The sequence below is a fragment of the Rhizobium sp. BK176 genome, from assembly GCF_024808055.1.
Genome location: NZ_JANUBV010000001.1, coordinates 525739 through 541743, shown reverse-complemented (window position 1 = coordinate 541743; position 16005 = coordinate 525739). Strand labels below are relative to the sequence as shown.

Here is a 16005-nt window from a genome sequence, read left to right as displayed (position 1 = left end):
TCGTCAGTCGATGATGCCGGCCGCGCGGGCCGCCTTGAGCCAGGACGGAAACTCGTCCATCAGGCGGTCGTAGAGTTGCTCCTCGGTGACGGAATGCAAGTCGTCGATGGCAAAGAAGCCGCAGTTGTCGACGACACGGCCTGACATCGTGTCTAGTTTTTCGAGGATGCCGTAGCGGCTGCCGCCGATGCCGACGAACTGCCAGAAGATCGGCAGCTTGGCCGCTTCCTTCATCAGCGCGGTGATCTCGGCGTTCTGGTGTACACCGCCGTCACTGACGAACAACACATAGACGGGGGTGCGGTCGCCAGTCTTCTTGTAGAAGTCGATGACCTTGCGGATGACGGCCGGTTCGTCGTTGATGCGGCTCGCGAGCTTCCATTTGCGCCAGCCGCCATTGTCGCGTTCGATGAAGCCGTTGTAATTGTCGAGCGTAACACTTGTCAGCTGCTGGGGCTTTTCCGCGAACGCCCAGCATTCCAGTTCCTCGTTCTTGTCGAAATGGACTGCTAGAGGAACGGTGCGGTTCAACAGTTCCTGCACACGACCCTTGCTGTACTGGCCGTTCATCGAGCCGGAGCCGTCGAGGACGAGCGCCACCTGGGCAACGACCTCCGTCAGCTTCTTCTTTTCCAGAGTGACCTGGACCTTCTTGGCGAGGCTGACCAGTTGCGGGGCTTTGGCTTCGATCTTCTTCTCGAGCGAGATGCGGGCAGGGGCGGGCGGCGCGACGGGAGCAGGAGCTGGTTCTTCGACGACGACGCCGAAGTTCGTTGCAAGCGGAGCCAGACCGCCCTCGAAGCCCTGACCAAGGCAGCGGAACTTCCATTCGCCGTTGCGGCGGTAGAACTCGCCGAGGATCAGCGCGGTCTCCGTCTTTCCGTCCGTCGGCACGGTCGCCTTCACGCCGCCGAGGTCGAGCTGGATATCGGCGAAGGAACTGAAGCGGACCTTGTTTTCATGGATGGTCGCGGTGAGGGCGATCTTGTCCACCCCGGCATCGAGCGTCGCGAGATCGAGGCGGAACTCGGAACGGCCGTTTTCGCTGCCGACGAATGAGACCTTGCCGCCTGCGCCGGACGGCTGACCGTAGAAGATCATGTCTCCGTCGTCACGCACCTTGCCGTCGGCCTTGAGGAGGAATGCGGAGACGTCGACATCGACGCCAGCGACGGGTCGCAGGACGACAACCGCGGAAATCTGGGAGGGTACGGACGCGTTCGCGCCGGGTGTCAGGATCGACATTCGGATAAGCTCCTTGGAGTGGGTACCCCTCGATCCTGAAGAAGGGACGGGGAAACGTCAACCATTTGGAGTTCCGGAGATTTTTCGCCGGCGCGGTTTGAAGCGATGTCGGTCGATCACCATCTAAGCCTTCGGAACCAAAGGAGCCTGCCATGACCACGGTGAAAATCGACGAAGCCAATTTCGAAAGCGAAGTCCTCAAATCGGAAATTCCCGTCGTCCTCGATTTCTGGGCGGAGTGGTGCGGCCCCTGCAAGATGATCGCTCCCGCCCTCGACGAACTGTCCAACGTCTATGCGGGACGGATCAAGGTCGCAAAGCTCAACGTCGACGAAAGTCCGCAGCTTGCGGCACGATACGGCATCCGGTCGATCCCGACGCTTGCCATCGTCAAGAACGGATCGGTTGCCGACATCAAGGTCGGTGCCGCACCCAAAGCCGTTCTCGCCAAGTGGATCGAAGGCTCCCTGTAAGCCACTGATCGCATTGTGACATGCCTCGCGCCAGCTCACGATGTCACAGTTTAGATATCGGAGGGAAACCATGACCGCATTACAGGCATTCGCATCGAGAAACGCCGGACGTCCGTCCGCAGCCGTGGTCGCCGCGATGATCGGCGTGGGCTTCCTGGCGGCGGGCGCGGCGGGCATGCCGGACCAGGCCAAGACGATCCCCACACATTCCGTTTCGGCCGACGAGCCGGGCGCGCACCTCGTGCAGGCCGCGTCGGCGCGTGTCGCCGACCAAATTTCCGACATGAAGCGCGTGATCCTCGTGATCGACGCCGTCGCCGACCTGCCGATCTCGGGGGCGGACAAGATGCGCGACGTCACGAAGTCGTTCAACGAGTTCGCTCGGCTCACACCCGATGGCGGTGCCAAGGAACACGACAAACAGCTGTTCGCGGTCACCGAGGCGATGAACACCATCGAGTTCGAAGCCGCTGTAGAAGACCTCAACAAGGACAAGATGGACCTCGCCCGCGCGACCTTTGGGCTGCGCAACGTCCAATACGCCCTCCTGACTGGAAACGAGCAAGAGCTCGCGGAAAATCTCGACACGATCGAGACCTCGATCGCCCGGTACGAGGCGAGACATCCGGAAAAGGAGGCGTCAGCATCGCCAGACGCTCCAGACGCGATCCACGTCGCCGTGAACAACGTCAAGCAGAACGTGCCGGTCGAACGCAAGCGCATCTTTGTCACGCTCGACCGATAGTCGATCGGCGTCGGGTGCCAGCGCTGGACTGCGGCCGATCTCCGGGTGATCATTTGTCCTTGGACGCAGCGGGGAGGGCAAATGTCGGAGACTTCGAACGCCAAAAAGGAACTATTCACCAAACTCCGGGACTTCGCCGTCACCTACGACGCGCTGCCGGAGGACGCTGAAACCGAGCATTGGTACTCGTCCGACCTTCCATCCCATGACTTCAACCGCGAAATATTGAAGCCTGGCGAAAACGACAAGGCTCCGGACGGTTGCGTCCGCATCATGTCGGACACCGACTTCTGGGAAATCGCGAACTTGCCGTTCCACTTCGAGAAGCTGACCTGCGGCGAGATCGTTTCCGTGCTGTGGCCGGACGTGCCGGAACCGAAAATCTATCCCGACCACGGCGACTATTGGTGGACGGCGAGCGCCGACGAAAGCCTCGAAGTCCCGGGCGAGCCATTCGAACTGTGGATGCATTACCGCACCGACGGTGTCATGACGGACTCTATGCGGTTCGATACTCTCGCGACGGAGCAGAAGGCGATCGAGCGCGAAGCCAAGGTGCGGTCGGGGACGACCGAAGGAACGGAAGCGCTTTTCGAAATCAGGACATGGAAGGACGGCGAAAGGATCGGCGGCGAGTTGCGTCCGCGCACGAACGTCACCTATTCGCCTCCGTGCGAACCGATCGTGTGGCCGTGGCAGACGGAAGCCGCCGCAGCCGATCCCGATCAGCCGGCCAGCGCGTAAGCCGGAGCGGCCCTCTCATCCCGTGCGAAGGACAGTTCGTTCGCGACCAGAAGCGCGCAGCACTGATTGGCCTCGCGGAGAGCGCGGGCCGCGTGGCGGGCGTCGGCCGCACCTGTCCTGAGTTCGCTGATGAGGTTGCTCATCTGGCCCATCAGGAGCTTGATGTCGTTGACGCCGCCCGTCTCGATGACCGCCGCAAGCTGCGACTGGACCTTTTCAGGCCTGATGCGCATGGACGCGAACGGATGCTTGGTGAGGTAGCGATCAAACATGGCAAGGCCACCCGATACGGCCTGCGTGAGGTTGTCGACACCGTAGGTGGCGAACTGCGCCGCGACCGCCTGGTGAATGTCGTCCTCGATCCTGCCGAACACGGCGCGGCGCAGGGCATGCTCGATGCTGTCGGAGACCGTCGCGCCGGCCAGTTCCATCGTCAGGATTTCGGGGAACTGCGCGATGTAGCGCGGGGCGAGCGATGCGTCGTAGTGGACGGTCTCGAGAATGGCGCTACGGGTAAGGCCATAAGCCTCTTCCATGGTGACCGCCGACATGCGGCCGCCGGTGGCGTCGCTGATCCCTCCGCGCGAGATCGCCGAAAGCAGAACTTCAAACCGCGCAAGCGCGATATCACGGCATTTCTGGACGTCGATTACGTCAAACATGGTCTCGTATCCTCTTCGTTTTGACGTTCTCGACAGTGGCGCAATGGGCCGCGTCCGACCAACCGAACTCAGAGGCCTACAGGGGCATGTTTGCCAGGGTCCGGTGTCATCGAACCGTCATGGAAATTGACGGCAGCAACCGTGGCCTAGCGAGGTCAACAAGGATGTCCCCACATCCGGTGACCAAATTAAAGTCGCCGCCGCCGCCAGAGGTTTGACCCATCGGCGAAACGGGGTCACGCTTGTCGGGAACATTGGAAACAACGATGGCAACGATCCGCATCACCTGGATGACCGACGAACACGAGTGCGACGATTGCGGTACGAGCTACGCTTCCGGGGCGTCCGTCGAAATCGAAGGTCACGAAACGCTGGACCTGAAGCCTTCCGCGTATTGCTACGACGGGAGTTCCTATTCGCGCGTCGAGGTCTACAACGCCATACTCGCCGCTCTCGGTGAATACCCCGAAGTCGAAGAGCGGGAATGCCGCGAACTGATCGAGTGCCTTGGTTTCGAAATCACCGAAGACGTTGAGTGCGGTTTCGATTACGACGATGACTACTGAACCGCTGCCGCTTGTTCCATTCCCGCGCACGGCGGAAGCTTGCCTGAGGAAATGCGGACATCTGCAATGAGACAGCTTCTCTCGAATGGCGTGCTGGAAATGGACCAAGACCTGCTGACATGCAGGTCGTTCGCGGTCGGAGGACTTGTTTTCGACAACGAAAACGGTGTCGGAGCGGTTCCGAACCTTGCCGAGATATTCTGGAAGGGCGCGTTGGTCGGCATGACGCCGCGCATGTTCCACAAGCTGACGCCACCCCTGTCCGAAGACGAAAGACCGAAGACGAACGCTTTCCTCAGGACCAACCAAGACCCGCTCGGCACACCTTATTTGATGGTAAAGCTGGACACCAAAACGAACGCGCTGTCGGTCAACGGACACGAGGGACGCCACAGAATGTCGTGGATGGCGCGGAACTTCGGTCCCGATTTCGAAATTCCCGTTGGCCTGTTCGTCCTCGAAGACCACTATAATCTCAAGGCGAGGGAAACCGAGACCTCGATAATCGAGAGGATCGCCGAAGGCGTGCGAAGAGAGAAGTCGCGAGAGTTCGTCCACGGGCCGCTGTTCGAACGGGCCGTATGGTCGCACGGGGAGCTTGGTATCGAGGCGCGATCAGCCAAAGCGGCAGGGCCAAGCGGTCCCGGCAACGGATAGGAAGCGAATGCGAAGGCATCTGAACCCAGAGGTGAACTATTCGACCATCCTGTTCGAAGGAATGGAGAAATGGCGGCCGAGACACCTCGTGGAAAACTATGCGTTCGACGTCTTCGCGGGCTTTACCAGGCTTTCGATCGAGTTCAGGGACGAGTTGCTCGAGCGGACGCCTATTCCCGTCGGGTCGAAGAACGTCGTCTTCGACTATGATCACACGAGACTGTCGGTCACCTGGACCGGCCGCGACGGCAAGGGATGGCGCTTCGCCATGTCGCCGGAAACGGCAGGCGGTGTGGGGATCGACAACATGATCGGCTTCCTGAATTACCCTCTTGGCGCATTGGCGGCGATAACGCAGGACCACATGGCGCTTGCGACGCGCTGCCAGGGGAAGATGCCCGCGGACATGCCGCGCGCGCCATTCGTCCGCCTGGACTGGAGCCATCTCGAGGCCGTCGGAAGGCACCGCGACGTATCCGCCTTCATGTTCACCAAGACTGATACGGGCATGAACATCGACGTGAAGCTGACGGATGCTTCGTCGCTTCCCGTGACTACGGACGAGACGGGCGCACGGATGATGTCGTTCGGCATTTCTCCGGACCATCTGACGCTCGATTGGGGAGCCGGCACGGGGAGGATCGAGGAGCGCTCCTGGCCAATCGACGGCCTTGGAGCCTTGGAATTCGACCGCGACATATTGTCGGACCTCATGGGCTTCGCTTACCGCGCCATGACTGGAGAGCGGGAAGCGGACCTGCGTGGAAAGGCAACAAATCCGGTGTGGCGTCTTGTAAATCACATCGAATCGGCAGGTATCGGAAAGGTCGCCATGCCTAAGCCGCATGGCTGACTTGAAAGCGCGTGTCTGGTTGCCTGCATAAGAGGCAACTATCTTGGGGTCATGAAAAAGGGGATTTCCATCATGACCACGACACAGAGCCGCAGAGGCTATCTCGGAAACATCATCGACATCGTCGGCGCTGCGATCAGCGCGTCGGCTGCCGTAGACGGCCGTCGCACGCCGAAGGCCACGGACCTCCGCAAGCTCGGGATCGACCCGGCGGCGTTTCCGAATGTCAGCCGCGTCTAACGGCTGCCAATAAACCTAATCGGAATTGAAAAGACCCGGCTTTCGACCGGGTCTTTTGTCGTTCAGGGTTTGAAACCGCCCCGATTTCGGGCGGCGTCGACGTTTCCGCCGACTGCCTCGAGAGCGTCGAGCGAGAAGGCGAGATCGTCGGCCTTCCAACCCATGCCGGGGCCGGGGTTCTGATCTGCGAGGACCTCGGCCTCCTTCCACCGTTCCAGCTTCTTCGCCGCTTTCTCGTAGTCGTTGCTCGCGGCGACGAAGTCACGTTCGCGCGCGGCGATCCCGGCGTCGCCCTTCGCGTAGTCCGGGTTGTCGAGGTCGGTCGTGGCTTCCATACGACGAAGGGCGCTCGCCACATCGCTGAGCGCTTTTGCGTCTTCCATCGTGACTTTCTTGTCAGACTGAACAGCCTTCGTGGCGGCTTCCAGGGAGCGGGCATGGTCCGCATCGTATTTGGGACCAGTAGGGTCGGTTGCCAGCGCGAGGCCCTTCTCCTGGTGAGCCGAAACCATGTGCGTCTTTGGGATGAACGACTTGAGATCGGTGTGGCTAAGCACGACACCTGCCGTCACGCCAATGACAGCCGCCAGCAGGACGGTCGACCGGCTCGTTCTATGGCGCTCTTTAAATCGGTTCAATTCGGTCATCCTGTCCTCCATGATGTCATCGCCCTTTCAAACCTACGTGCTTTAGAGGCAAGAGACGATCTTTGCCTTGCCGTTCAAGGGCCGGCGGCCTAAGCTCGGCCGCATTAGGTAGACGGAAGATACGGCGATGGAGCTGGCAAGAGACCTTGTCCGCATCGAAATCACGCGATTGCCCAGCACAGGCATGTTCCTCGGCGTGTGTCCTGTCCTCAGGGGACTATTTGTCCATGGTCGCGATGTCACCGAGATGGAGGACCGCATACCGCAGACCATCCGGCACGTCCTCGAAGACATGGGCTACCAGGACATCGAAGTCGAAAAGCTCGAAGACGAGGGAACCGACGACGTGTCCGCGGTGTTGACCGTTAGGAGATACCAGCTGGCATTCCGGGTGATCGCGGTCGTCCACTGACGCCGGCTTTCGGGGACATGGCATGGTCGACACGGTGACGCCTGAAGTCCGTTCGCGCATGATGGCGGCGGTAAAAAGCAAGGATACCTCGATCGAGACCGCGATCCGCAGGGCCCTTCACGCAAGCGGTTTTCGGTTCCGCATCCACAAGAGGGTGGGCAGGTCGCGGCCCGATATCCTCCTGCCGAAATACTCGGCGGCGATTTTCGTTCACGGCTGCTTCTGGCATGGTCACGCCGGATGCCGTTACGCGAGGATGCCCAAGAGCAACGTCGCGTTCTGGTCAACGAAAATCGACAGGAACATGGCCCGAGACAGCCGCAACGAGGAGGAGATGGCCGCGATGGGATGGCGTGTCGCGCTGGTCTGGGAATGCGCCATCAGGGACCTCGGTGTTGCAGAGGTAAGCGGGTTGCTCGCCGACTGGCTGCGAACCGGCGGCGAGAAGTTCGAGGTCGAAACGGATCGCGAGACGGAAATCCGTTAGACCGGGAGCCGCGCATTGCCGGGGCGCGCGACGGGGACTACGATTCTCTGGTAACCGACGGAGATGTCTGTGCCTTCCCAGGAAATCAAACTGTACAACGGCGTCCTCGAAAACGCCGCCCGGGTACTTCTCGGCCTTGCTGCCTTTCATCCCACACGTCTTTCGATGGAAGAGACGAGGATCGTCGATTACTTCGCAGCCTACGGCGAAGACGTCGGGTTGGAAACCAGCCTCCAGGACAGGGTGGCATGGCGGGGCCAAGTGTTCGGCATGCGCGAAACGATGGTGACGGAAGCCATCGGATTCCTCCTCGCCGCGGGACAGGTCGAAGGCGACGACGAGCTCGGCTACCGTTCCATCGAGGAAAGCTGCATGGCGATAGGGCTATCAGAATATCTGGACGAGATTTTCAGGGTTTGCTGCCATATGTCCGACGAGGCTGAAAAGGCAGGGATAAAGGCCTATTTCAACGATCGGAAGGCCGACATTGAAAGCCGCATCGATGTTCCGCTCGAGGGGCCTCCCGACGATCCGGGGTTCCACCGTTTCGAACAGCGGCAACGCAAGGACATCGAGCGCATGGAAGGTCTCGAAATGACGGCTTTCCTCTTCAAGAAGCTTCTGGAGAGGAGCCGGGTATCGGAACACCCTTGGCTGACGAGGGAATGGCTGGCAGCGGTTCAATCGGCAGCCGACAAAGAGCAGACCAAATGCTATCGGACGATCAGCCAGCTGAAATCCATGCGTCAGAAACCGTGCGCGGAAGACAATAATTCTTGACTTGGGGCGGAGCTCCGATAGAACTGAGGTCCTGAATTAAAGGACCGAAAGCGCCAATGCCATTTATGACACCAGCCGACGAAAGTCGTCGGATCGAACTCATGCCGCATCTGGTGCGGGCGATCGTCTTCGAAAAAGACAATCCGAACTACCCGCTCCACGAGGACAGGGTCGTCCGCCACGTCCTGTCGCGCTGGCAGAATTTTGGCAGTTTCGCGGTTCTTGACGAACTCTGCGGTGCCGACGCCCTGCGCGACGCCTTCTTCCCTGAAATCCCTTCGATCTCGATGTTCGGCGCGACTTTCGACAATCAGGACATCATCAACGTCGACATCGAGTGGCTCGGCACGGACGGAGCCCAGGTCATCATCTCCTACCACAAGGAAGCGCACGCGCGGATGGTGGCCGAGAGGAACAAGGCGATCGAAGAACTGAAGGCCAGACGGGCCGCGGAATACCCGCCGCCCGCCGAAGTCTTCGCCGCATACGAAAAACTCGGAAAGCCGGTGTGGACCCCGGTCCTCGAACCGGGTGACGCCGCCAATCCGAAAGGCTCTCGGTATTTCGGAAGCCCCTGGATGCCGCTCGACGCCGAATGGCCCGAGAACGAGGATGGCGACCAGCTCGGCTTCGTCATGCAGATCAACATCGCAGACCTGCCCACCGCCATGCGCAACCGCCTCGGGGGCGACGGGATCGTCGCGATGTTCTACGACGTCGATATCGACTGGGACCCTTGCTACGACGGCCCGGAAGACTACGAGACTGCCGCCGTATTCCTCCGGTTCGACCCGAACCTCGAGGGAGGAGTGCGCGAGGGGCGCAAGCTGGAGGGCAAGGCCCAGGCCATCACGTCGTGGCGGGCGGGGACAGACTATCCCGATCACGAGGACCTCCTCGCTGGAAACGAAATCGATGTCGGTGTCCAGAAATTCCTGATCGACACCGGCTACGAGATCGGCGAAAGCCGCTACCGGCTGCGCGGCGAACCCGCCGGGACTGACTCGGTCGGCGACTTCATGCGTTCGGCCGAGAACATGTGGGGCGCGGGCGCATGCGACGCCGAGACGAGCGCGAACGTGTTGGACATGTTCTGCGGAGCGGGCGACAAACTGGCGGGATGGCCGGCATGGGACGGCGGACGGCGATGGCTGGAACACGAAGGCCGGCGCATGGCCCTCTTCTACCAGATCGACGTCATGGACAGGCCATGGGAAGGTTTCGCCTTCTGGCGCGGCGACGAACGGGCGCATATTTTCTTTGACGAGGCGGACACGTCGGTTTTCCGCCTCGCATGGGACAGGGGGAACGAATACTGATGACCTGGCGAAAACCAAGACTTGAGTTGCCGACACTCGACGCCGATAACGAGATCATCGAACGGCCGGGCAAAAACGAACCGGACGGCGAGAAGATCGGCATGAACCGACGCGGAGAGTACGAAGGACGAGGCGCGCCTCCGACGGCGAAGTACTGGTACGGAACGGGCGGCCGACGTTGGGCGGGCAAGGGCAGGAAGGCCCCGCTTCGCAACTGGAAGCGAGATCGACATACCCAGTGGAAAGACGACGGTCCCCAAGAAGCCCACACCGAGACGCAATAACCACGGACAGGCGAGCACATCTCCTGAAACCCGATTTTCACGAACGGAAAACACGATGCACAGCCTTCGCTACATGAACGTGGCCGATACCGTAACCAAGAGCCTCACGGCGGCCTATCCGGAACTCGGTGACCCCGAACGCCGTTGGGAATTGGCCGACGCCATCGCGAACAGCTACGACCCGAAGCGTGGAGACTTCGAAAACCGGGCTGAGATGCGCAAGGCGGCGGTCGAATACATGAAGGCCACAGGAGCCGCCGACGCTCAGTCGGCGGCTGAATCGGAGCAGGGAGCCGACATCTACGCCTTTAACCTCGTCTGGATGCGCCATGGAGCCGTGTTCGCGACAGAAACGCACTACGTCTCGTATCCAGACAGGCGAGATGAAGAGGAAATCGAGACCAGGCTGGCTTTGACCGGCATCGGAAAGGACGGGGTCATCGGCGAGGACGGCGTGCGCTGGATGCTGATCGCCAACAGCGTTTCGTTCGACACGATCGATGACGAGATTTCGATCCGGTTTTTCAGCCGGAACAACGGCAAAATGGATGGGCGGATCGAGGAGACAGGTCGCGTTACGGTAGGCGAACTGCGGGAACGGCTTCAGACCGCAGGCTCCGCTGCGGCAGCCTGATCAGACCTTCAGCCTGGCCACGCATTCCTTGATCTTCATCACCGTGATACGGCGGGCGATCGGGGAGTTCGGCATCTTTTCGACCGCGTCAGAAATCAGCGAAAGCTGCTGGAGATTGTGGATGGCGCGGTCGACGCCGGACAGCTCGGCATGGAGCTTGGCGGCAAGCTCGACGACCGAATTCCACGGTTCTTCCTTTTCTGTCTGAAGCGCGGTCGCGATCACGCGGGCCAGAAGCTCCTCGGAATCCGCTTCGCCCTTGCCGCAGCCTTCGTAAAGAGTGGCAACGAGGTCATCGATAAAGCTCTCGTCGGCCTCTTGCTCTTCGAAGTACCAACGGACGATGATTTCGCTTGCAGGTGTCATGGATTTCCTTCCCGGTTCTAACGAATTGGAACACGCCGCGGTGGCGAATTCAAGAACTCGCCGATCCGCCGACGGAAGTCAGTTGAGGCGGGCGCTCCTGCTGTTCTCCAGTCGGCCGGACGGAATGACCGATCGTGCCATCCCTTCGAACCTGTCGCTGACCCATTGCGGCTCGTAGCGGACGAGGTTGGCGGCGAACGGGAAGGGGCCGAGGATGCGTCCGTCGATCTCGCCCTCGACCAGGTAGACGTCCCCGCGCTGCGCGCAGCCAACGCCGTCGAGGCCAGCTGCCGACAGGTCCTTGCCGTAGCACTCGGCCTCGCCCTCCATCATGGCGCGTACCGTCTCTACGGCCGCCGCCGCGCAGCCCCGTCCCAGCCAATGCGGCAGGGCGACATCCAGCCCCGTAATGTCGGCCGCCAGCTCGGCGAAGGCAGCGAGGCTTTCGACATGTTCCCCTTCGCCGTCGCCTGTCGAAATCTGCACCGTCAAGGCATCGAGGTCGAACTCGGTCATCACCGCATACTCGCGGCTGTAGAAACCGACGAGAAGCATGGTCGCGATGCCCTTGGCTTCGACAACCTGATCTTCGGGTACGCAGAACGTCTCGAAGTCATCGACCTCTCCTTCGAGAAGGGAGCGATCTGCGGGGGTGCCAGGGGAAGCGGCGAATTCCGCGAAGGCGCTGTGGAGGTCGCGGAGCGTTCCGGGGGTCGCGTGGACGACGACGTCAGGCCGAAGGGCGATATCCGCGATCGCGACGCGGCCGCCCGACGCGACAAGACCCGTGTCGCGGAAGGACCGCTCGAGCGCCGCCATGGACGAAGCGTCGGATACCAGACGGTGTATGTCTTCGACAGGACCGGTGACGGGCAGGAAGAAGACATCCGAAATCCTTTCGATCCCGTTTGCCGCTCCATGCACGGATGACACTCCAGCCCCCTTGAGAGCCTCCCTGAAGGCGACGTCGGCGAGATGCGGGTTGTTGTCGCAAGCGATCTCGAAGGCGGCATCGAAGGCAGGATTGTCGACATCCGCCTGGACGGCGAGGTGAAACCCGCCGATATCCCCGATGTGGAGGCTGTCGAACATCGATTGCATCCGCGGGCCGAGATCGGCGATCTCCCGCGCGAACGCGATGCCGGCCGCCCTGTAGTCTTCGACGTCCAGGATCATCTCGGCTTTTGTTCGGGCATTTGCGGTCATGGGCGGCGGCCTCCATTTTGGAAAAGAGCGGTTGAGACTGGATTGATCTCCCGACCGTCCCACATCTCGGCGACCGCACGCCCTATGACCGCTTCGTCGGGATACAGAATAGGAAGACCGGACGAGTGCAGATCGTGCAGAGAAAGGATGCCGTCGCATAGGCGATCCGGAGCCGACATCTCGTTGAAATTTCCCATAAAGGCCGAAATTTCGTCCAGATTGCCTCTGTTGTCGCGGGCGGCGAATTCATCGTGCCGAAGGACGTTGTGAGCGAATGCGTAACAACTCGCCCGTTCCGACGAGAGCTTCAGGACATCCGGGTCATGGATTTCAACGAGAAACTTGTGGAAATTGAGCAGAGGTTCGTTCTTGGACCCAAGTGACAGGCAGAAATCGCGAGCTCGGTCGCTTTCGTCGATCCTGAACAGGGCGTCTGGAAAAAAGTGATCCCTACTTAGTCCCTGCCATGGGCGATGCAACGGCCGAACGAGATAAACGTCGCCGTCGTTTATGGAGCGCCTGACGGAAATGCATGGTTCAGAGACTTCGACATGTATCATGTCCTCGCAGATTAGCAACCTGGACGCCCGGTCTCGGAAAGAAGCGATCTGTCGCTCCAAGCTCTGCACATCCAGGTTTTCAAACGCCATGTCGGCGAGTGGAGTTGGATTGACAGGCCGATCGTATTGGACGGGAACGCGATTGACCACCGGATAAAGCGATACCCGTGGACGCGAAGCGCCCTTTTCGGCCTCACGCTCGACGAAGTAGGAACTTCGCTTGAAGACGAACGGTACCCGCTGCTGGTCGAAGAGCCTGATTGTCCTCTTGAGCATCACCAGCGGCTCCAGAGGCAAGTAAAGGCGGCCGCCGTAGGATTTGAAGTCGCAGCGCGTCGCGGAGTTCATTTCGAAGCGGACCGATACGGCCGGAGTGAGCTCGGCCCGGGAACATTCCTCGATGTCGACGTCCACCGGGACGCTGGCCAGTACAAGCCGATCGGTTTTGTACTTCTCGGGCCGCCCTTCGACGATAACCGGAACTTCGTATTGGACTTCCATTGTGATATCCGCTCCTCGTGCAAAGAAGCCTCGCAGAGGCCAGGGCAAGCATCAAACGGTGTTGTTGGCGCGGTCCATGATAAAGGGAGGATATGACATCGCACGGAGATCGGTGGCGTTTACCTGGGTGCTGCCGGATATCGATCTGAATTCGGCGTCCGCCTCCTCCGAGTTCAGGTAGGAGCAGAGCCGCGCGGCAAGCCCGGAAGGAAGGCCGCGTTTTCCGAAATGAAAGACGTTGAGATGGTTCTCGAACGCGACATCGATGCCGTCGAAGTCTTCGGAACGAAGGTGATAGGCGAGAATCCGGCGCTTGGACTCCTTGGACGAAATGCGTTTGACGACGACATAGTCTCCCACCGGCCAGGCGTCGCTTAAGACGGCTGCATGGCGCGAGAGGCGGTTAGCCCTTGCGAGAACAGTCGGGTGCGTGAGACCGGCGGCCGAAAGATGCTTCGGCGTGACAAGCTGGATTGCGGCCGTGTCGTCGGTGACGGAAGCGCGGACACGATATTCGACGATCGGTCCCGTGCTGACATCGATCCCGAGCGCCGCAAGGCTGGTTCCATCGGGTTCGGTCTCGTTCGCCGGAATGCGGATGAACAGGTTGTCGTCGCCAGGGCGGACGATGCGGTCAAACGGAAACGACGACGAACTGACATCGGAGAACGAGCCGTCCGTGGACGTCGAAACGACGACCTGCCGCTGAGCGCCTCCCCTGGTGAGCTTCACGATCACGTTTTCCTGCAGGACGGCATCCTCAGCGAAGGCTGATCTCCTTGAATTGAAGACGTGGATCGAGTCCAAAGAGGCAAGCGAGAGCATGAAGCGGCGGAACGGTTTGTGATAGAGGCCATTGAGGAAAGACCTCGGAACGATAGCCACGATCTCTCCGCCTTTCTCCATAGCGAGGAGTGCCGCTGCGACGAAGGCCGTATAAAGGTTCACCGTCTTCAGGCCAAGTGCCTCGACCGCCTTGCGATGCGGGGAGGCATTGACGATCTTGCGATAGGGAGGGTTCAGGATGGCCCTGTCGAAACGCTGGCCGCTGGCAAGCAGACGGGCCGCGTCGAGGACGAAGTCGACGTGGTGGATTTCGAACGGAACCCCCGTATTTTCGAGCGTGCCGCCAAGCGGAGCGATCAGTTCGCTGTCCAGTTCCCACGCGTCGATGCGCGCGACATTCATCCGCGAGGCGGCCGCATGGAGGAGACATCCGACGCCAGCTCCGGCGTCGAGAAGGCGGACAGGGCGTTCCTTTGCCGTGAACATGGAGGCCATGCGTTCGGCTATGGTCGCAGGCGTGAAAAACTGGCCGAGCTCGGCGCGGCGCGAGGGATGGAGGGAGGCCGTGGCCCTCCTGCGGATGTCTTCGATGTCCATTGGAGCCTTGAATTCAACGAGGTCTTGAATTCAAGGCTAAGGTCGAAGCGGACTAGCTGTCCACAGTCTTGGCTAGGAGGTACGGGAAAGCGCCTCGATGGCCGCCCAGTATTCTCGGACGAAGGAGAAGCCGAACGCCTCCTCCACGACCACGATGTCGCTGACCTTGTCGATGGCCCATTCGTTGATCGTCTCGGCCGCGCCCGAGGGCATCAGGCCGTGGTTGCGGGCAAGGGCCGCGAACTCGCTGTTCGGCATGGACCCGCGCGCCATGAGTTCGCGCAGGACGGCGGCGTGCGCGACGTCGAGGCCGGCGACGGGCGAGGCGGCCTTCATCGGGGCGCGCTCCTTCACGTCCGAGAAGATATCGGAGAGAAGGGTCGAAACGGCGGCGGTGTCGCGCTCGATGTCGGCGAGGCGAGACATGTCGATCGGCGGCGGAGTGAAAGGGCTGGCCGCAGGAGCGGGCTCGCTGCGGCCCTTCGCGGGCGGCGAGGACGGAGTGGATGCGCGCGGGGTTGAGGACGAAGGCGTGGCTCGCGGCGTTGGCGGAGCGGGACGCGGGGGATGCGGCACGCCCTGATCGGCGGACTGGCGCGCCGGAGGCCAGGACGCGCCGATCCCGAACTGCTCGGCGAGCGTCTGGCGATCCGACGAAAAACCGTGTCCGAAGGCGCGCATCTTCCAATCGGTGTCATGTCTGTAGACGCTCGCGATGACAGCGGTGCGTTGGCCGAGCTCGACCTTCATCGTAAAGACGTGCGGACGAGACACGCCGTCCTCGAGCGTCACGGAAAGCTGCGATCCGGAAAGGGCGTCGATGCCGTCCGCGATGATGGAAACGGCAGTGGCGGCCGCGGGCATCAGCAGAGTGGAGATTTCAAAGACGATCCCGTGCCAACGGTCGGCCTTGGTGACATCGACGAGATGGCGAGCGCCACGGTCGCGACGGACCTGCGTGACGGACGAAACGACGGCGCGCTGGTCGAGCGGTTTCTTGTCGTTGTCCAGAAGCACGAGAGCGATGTCGGGCGCGCGGGAAATCGGAGCGCCCGAATCCGATCCAATGGCGACGATGAGTTTTCCAGCGCGGATAACCCTCGTTTCACCGAGGACCATGATCGGCGTGACGTCCTTGAATTCCATGCTTCCCTCGTCGAGACCAAAACCTGTGGACCTATACCGTAATTCCAGGAAGAGTGTAAGACCCCGGATAAGGAAGGAAAGCGGAATACTGCGAA

At 60.9% G+C, this 16005-nt stretch carries 21 protein-coding genes; 13 read left to right on the top strand and 8 right to left on the bottom strand.

Annotation, left to right across the window (positions count from 1 at the left end; genetic code table 11):
- Positions 1–3 precede the first annotated feature (3 nt).
- Positions 4–1245 carry a VWA domain-containing protein gene (locus tag FHT76_RS03210; RefSeq protein ID WP_259184255.1) on the bottom strand — a complete coding sequence of 414 codons (1242 nt, stop codon included), beginning with the start codon at positions 1243–1245 and terminating at the stop codon, positions 4–6.
- A gap of 152 nt (positions 1246–1397) precedes the next feature.
- Between FHT76_RS03210 and trxA the strand changes: the two genes are divergently transcribed.
- The 3 genes from trxA to FHT76_RS03195 all read left to right on the top strand — a co-directional run bounded on the left by trxA (position 1398) and on the right by FHT76_RS03195 (position 3207).
- A complete protein-coding gene (gene trxA / locus FHT76_RS03205; protein WP_259184254.1) occupies positions 1398–1718 on the top strand; it encodes a thioredoxin in 321 nt (106 codons plus the stop codon).
- A 70-nt stretch (positions 1719–1788) separates the two neighbouring features.
- Entirely contained in the window at positions 1789–2463 is a 675-nt protein-coding gene (locus FHT76_RS03200) for a hypothetical protein (RefSeq protein WP_259184253.1), read from the top strand.
- 81 nt (positions 2464–2544) lie between these two features.
- Positions 2545–3207, top strand: a complete 663-nt coding sequence (locus FHT76_RS03195; RefSeq protein ID WP_259184252.1) for a hypothetical protein — start codon at positions 2545–2547, stop codon at positions 3205–3207.
- Here FHT76_RS03195 and FHT76_RS03190 read toward each other — a convergent pair.
- Positions 3189–3869, bottom strand: coding sequence for a hypothetical protein (locus FHT76_RS03190; protein ID WP_259184251.1), 681 nt, complete (start codon positions 3867–3869; stop codon positions 3189–3191). The two genes, FHT76_RS03195 and FHT76_RS03190, sit on opposite strands and share 19 nt — an antisense overlap.
- A 266-nt stretch (positions 3870–4135) precedes the next feature.
- Between FHT76_RS03190 and FHT76_RS03185 the strand changes: the two genes are divergently transcribed.
- From FHT76_RS03185 to FHT76_RS03170, 4 genes are all read left to right on the top strand, one after another.
- Positions 4136–4435: a hypothetical protein gene (locus FHT76_RS03185; protein ID WP_259184250.1), complete on the top strand. Its 300-nt coding sequence runs from the start codon at positions 4136–4138 to the stop codon at positions 4433–4435.
- A gap of 66 nt (positions 4436–4501) precedes the next feature.
- On the top strand, positions 4502–5092 hold the full coding sequence (locus tag FHT76_RS03180; RefSeq protein WP_259184249.1) for a hypothetical protein: 591 nt from the start codon (positions 4502–4504) through the stop codon (positions 5090–5092).
- 7 nt (positions 5093–5099) lie between these two features.
- Positions 5100–5945 (top strand): hypothetical protein, encoded by an 846-nt coding sequence (locus tag FHT76_RS03175; RefSeq protein WP_259184248.1) that lies wholly within the window; start codon positions 5100–5102, stop codon positions 5943–5945.
- A gap of 72 nt (positions 5946–6017) precedes the next feature.
- Positions 6018–6185 (top strand): hypothetical protein, encoded by a 168-nt coding sequence (locus FHT76_RS03170; protein WP_259184246.1) that lies wholly within the window; start codon positions 6018–6020, stop codon positions 6183–6185.
- A 62-nt stretch (positions 6186–6247) separates the two neighbouring features.
- Here FHT76_RS03170 and FHT76_RS03165 read toward each other — a convergent pair whose 3' ends face one another.
- Positions 6248–6832, bottom strand: coding sequence for a hypothetical protein (locus tag FHT76_RS03165; RefSeq protein ID WP_259184245.1), 585 nt, complete (start codon positions 6830–6832; stop codon positions 6248–6250).
- A gap of 127 nt (positions 6833–6959) precedes the next feature.
- Here FHT76_RS03165 and FHT76_RS03160 point away from each other — a divergent pair, with 127 nt between their 5' ends.
- From FHT76_RS03160 to FHT76_RS03135, 6 genes are all read left to right on the top strand, one after another.
- Positions 6960–7244 (top strand): hypothetical protein, encoded by a 285-nt coding sequence (locus FHT76_RS03160; protein WP_259184244.1) that lies wholly within the window; start codon positions 6960–6962, stop codon positions 7242–7244.
- Positions 7245–7266: 22 nt separating this feature from the next.
- Positions 7267–7731: a very short patch repair endonuclease gene (locus FHT76_RS03155; protein WP_259184242.1), complete on the top strand. Its 465-nt coding sequence runs from the start codon at positions 7267–7269 to the stop codon at positions 7729–7731.
- 69 nt (positions 7732–7800) lie between these two features.
- Complete coding sequence (locus FHT76_RS03150) at positions 7801–8511, top strand: ABC-three component system middle component 2 (RefSeq protein WP_259184241.1); 711 nt, start codon at positions 7801–7803, stop codon at positions 8509–8511.
- A gap of 56 nt (positions 8512–8567) precedes the next feature.
- Positions 8568–9830 (top strand): YwqG family protein, encoded by a 1263-nt coding sequence (locus tag FHT76_RS03145; protein WP_259184240.1) that lies wholly within the window; start codon positions 8568–8570, stop codon positions 9828–9830.
- Positions 9830–10114, top strand: coding sequence for a hypothetical protein (locus FHT76_RS03140; protein ID WP_259184239.1), 285 nt, complete (start codon positions 9830–9832; stop codon positions 10112–10114). Before FHT76_RS03145 ends, FHT76_RS03140 begins: the two co-directional genes overlap by 1 nt.
- Positions 10115–10169: 55 nt before the next feature.
- On the top strand, positions 10170–10748 hold the full coding sequence (locus FHT76_RS03135; RefSeq protein WP_259184238.1) for a hypothetical protein: 579 nt from the start codon (positions 10170–10172) through the stop codon (positions 10746–10748).
- Here FHT76_RS03135 and FHT76_RS03130 read toward each other — a convergent pair whose 3' ends face one another.
- From FHT76_RS03130 to FHT76_RS03110, 5 genes are all read right to left on the bottom strand, one after another.
- Positions 10749–11114: a hypothetical protein gene (locus tag FHT76_RS03130; protein WP_259184236.1), complete on the bottom strand. Its 366-nt coding sequence runs from the start codon at positions 11112–11114 to the stop codon at positions 10749–10751.
- A 78-nt stretch (positions 11115–11192) separates the two neighbouring features.
- Positions 11193–12320 carry a hypothetical protein gene (locus FHT76_RS03125; RefSeq protein ID WP_259184234.1) on the bottom strand — a complete coding sequence of 376 codons (1128 nt, stop codon included), beginning with the start codon at positions 12318–12320 and terminating at the stop codon, positions 11193–11195.
- Positions 12317–13381, bottom strand: a complete 1065-nt coding sequence (locus FHT76_RS03120; protein WP_259184233.1) for a hypothetical protein — start codon at positions 13379–13381, stop codon at positions 12317–12319. The genes FHT76_RS03125 and FHT76_RS03120 overlap by 4 nt, the downstream gene beginning before the upstream one ends.
- 51 nt (positions 13382–13432) lie before the next feature.
- Positions 13433–14764 (bottom strand): Eco57I restriction-modification methylase domain-containing protein, encoded by a 1332-nt coding sequence (locus FHT76_RS03115; RefSeq protein ID WP_259184232.1) that lies wholly within the window; start codon positions 14762–14764, stop codon positions 13433–13435.
- Positions 14765–14836: 72 nt separating this feature from the next.
- On the bottom strand, positions 14837–15910 hold the full coding sequence (locus tag FHT76_RS03110; protein ID WP_259184231.1) for a tellurite resistance TerB C-terminal domain-containing protein: 1074 nt from the start codon (positions 15908–15910) through the stop codon (positions 14837–14839).
- Positions 15911–16005: the final 95 nt, after the last annotated feature.

What these genes read in the sequence shown, in the direction of transcription:
- FHT76_RS03210 (WP_259184255.1), bottom strand. Translation starts at nt 1,245, where the DNA reads ATGTCGATCCTGACACCCGGCGCGAACGCGTCCGTACCCTCCCAGATT.
- trxA (WP_259184254.1), top strand. Translation starts at nt 1,398, where the DNA reads ATGACCACGGTGAAAATCGACGAAGCCAATTTCGAAAGCGAAGTCCTC.
- FHT76_RS03200 (WP_259184253.1), top strand. Translation starts at nt 1,789, where the DNA reads ATGACCGCATTACAGGCATTCGCATCGAGAAACGCCGGACGTCCGTCC.
- FHT76_RS03195 (WP_259184252.1), top strand. Translation starts at nt 2,545, where the DNA reads ATGTCGGAGACTTCGAACGCCAAAAAGGAACTATTCACCAAACTCCGG.
- FHT76_RS03190 (WP_259184251.1), bottom strand. Translation starts at nt 3,869, where the DNA reads ATGTTTGACGTAATCGACGTCCAGAAATGCCGTGATATCGCGCTTGCG.
- FHT76_RS03185 (WP_259184250.1), top strand. Translation starts at nt 4,136, where the DNA reads ATGGCAACGATCCGCATCACCTGGATGACCGACGAACACGAGTGCGAC.
- FHT76_RS03180 (WP_259184249.1), top strand. Translation starts at nt 4,502, where the DNA reads ATGAGACAGCTTCTCTCGAATGGCGTGCTGGAAATGGACCAAGACCTG.
- FHT76_RS03175 (WP_259184248.1), top strand. Translation starts at nt 5,100, where the DNA reads ATGCGAAGGCATCTGAACCCAGAGGTGAACTATTCGACCATCCTGTTC.
- FHT76_RS03170 (WP_259184246.1), top strand. Translation starts at nt 6,018, where the DNA reads ATGACCACGACACAGAGCCGCAGAGGCTATCTCGGAAACATCATCGAC.
- FHT76_RS03165 (WP_259184245.1), bottom strand. Translation starts at nt 6,832, where the DNA reads ATGACCGAATTGAACCGATTTAAAGAGCGCCATAGAACGAGCCGGTCG.
- FHT76_RS03160 (WP_259184244.1), top strand. Translation starts at nt 6,960, where the DNA reads ATGGAGCTGGCAAGAGACCTTGTCCGCATCGAAATCACGCGATTGCCC.
- FHT76_RS03155 (WP_259184242.1), top strand. Translation starts at nt 7,267, where the DNA reads ATGGTCGACACGGTGACGCCTGAAGTCCGTTCGCGCATGATGGCGGCG.
- FHT76_RS03145 (WP_259184240.1), top strand. Translation starts at nt 8,568, where the DNA reads ATGCCATTTATGACACCAGCCGACGAAAGTCGTCGGATCGAACTCATG.
- FHT76_RS03140 (WP_259184239.1), top strand. Translation starts at nt 9,830, where the DNA reads ATGACCTGGCGAAAACCAAGACTTGAGTTGCCGACACTCGACGCCGAT.
- FHT76_RS03135 (WP_259184238.1), top strand. Translation starts at nt 10,170, where the DNA reads ATGCACAGCCTTCGCTACATGAACGTGGCCGATACCGTAACCAAGAGC.
- FHT76_RS03130 (WP_259184236.1), bottom strand. Translation starts at nt 11,114, where the DNA reads ATGACACCTGCAAGCGAAATCATCGTCCGTTGGTACTTCGAAGAGCAA.
- FHT76_RS03125 (WP_259184234.1), bottom strand. Translation starts at nt 12,320, where the DNA reads ATGACCGCAAATGCCCGAACAAAAGCCGAGATGATCCTGGACGTCGAA.
- FHT76_RS03120 (WP_259184233.1), bottom strand. Translation starts at nt 13,381, where the DNA reads ATGGAAGTCCAATACGAAGTTCCGGTTATCGTCGAAGGGCGGCCCGAG.
- FHT76_RS03115 (WP_259184232.1), bottom strand. Translation starts at nt 14,764, where the DNA reads ATGGACATCGAAGACATCCGCAGGAGGGCCACGGCCTCCCTCCATCCC.
- FHT76_RS03110 (WP_259184231.1), bottom strand. Translation starts at nt 15,910, where the DNA reads ATGGAATTCAAGGACGTCACGCCGATCATGGTCCTCGGTGAAACGAGG.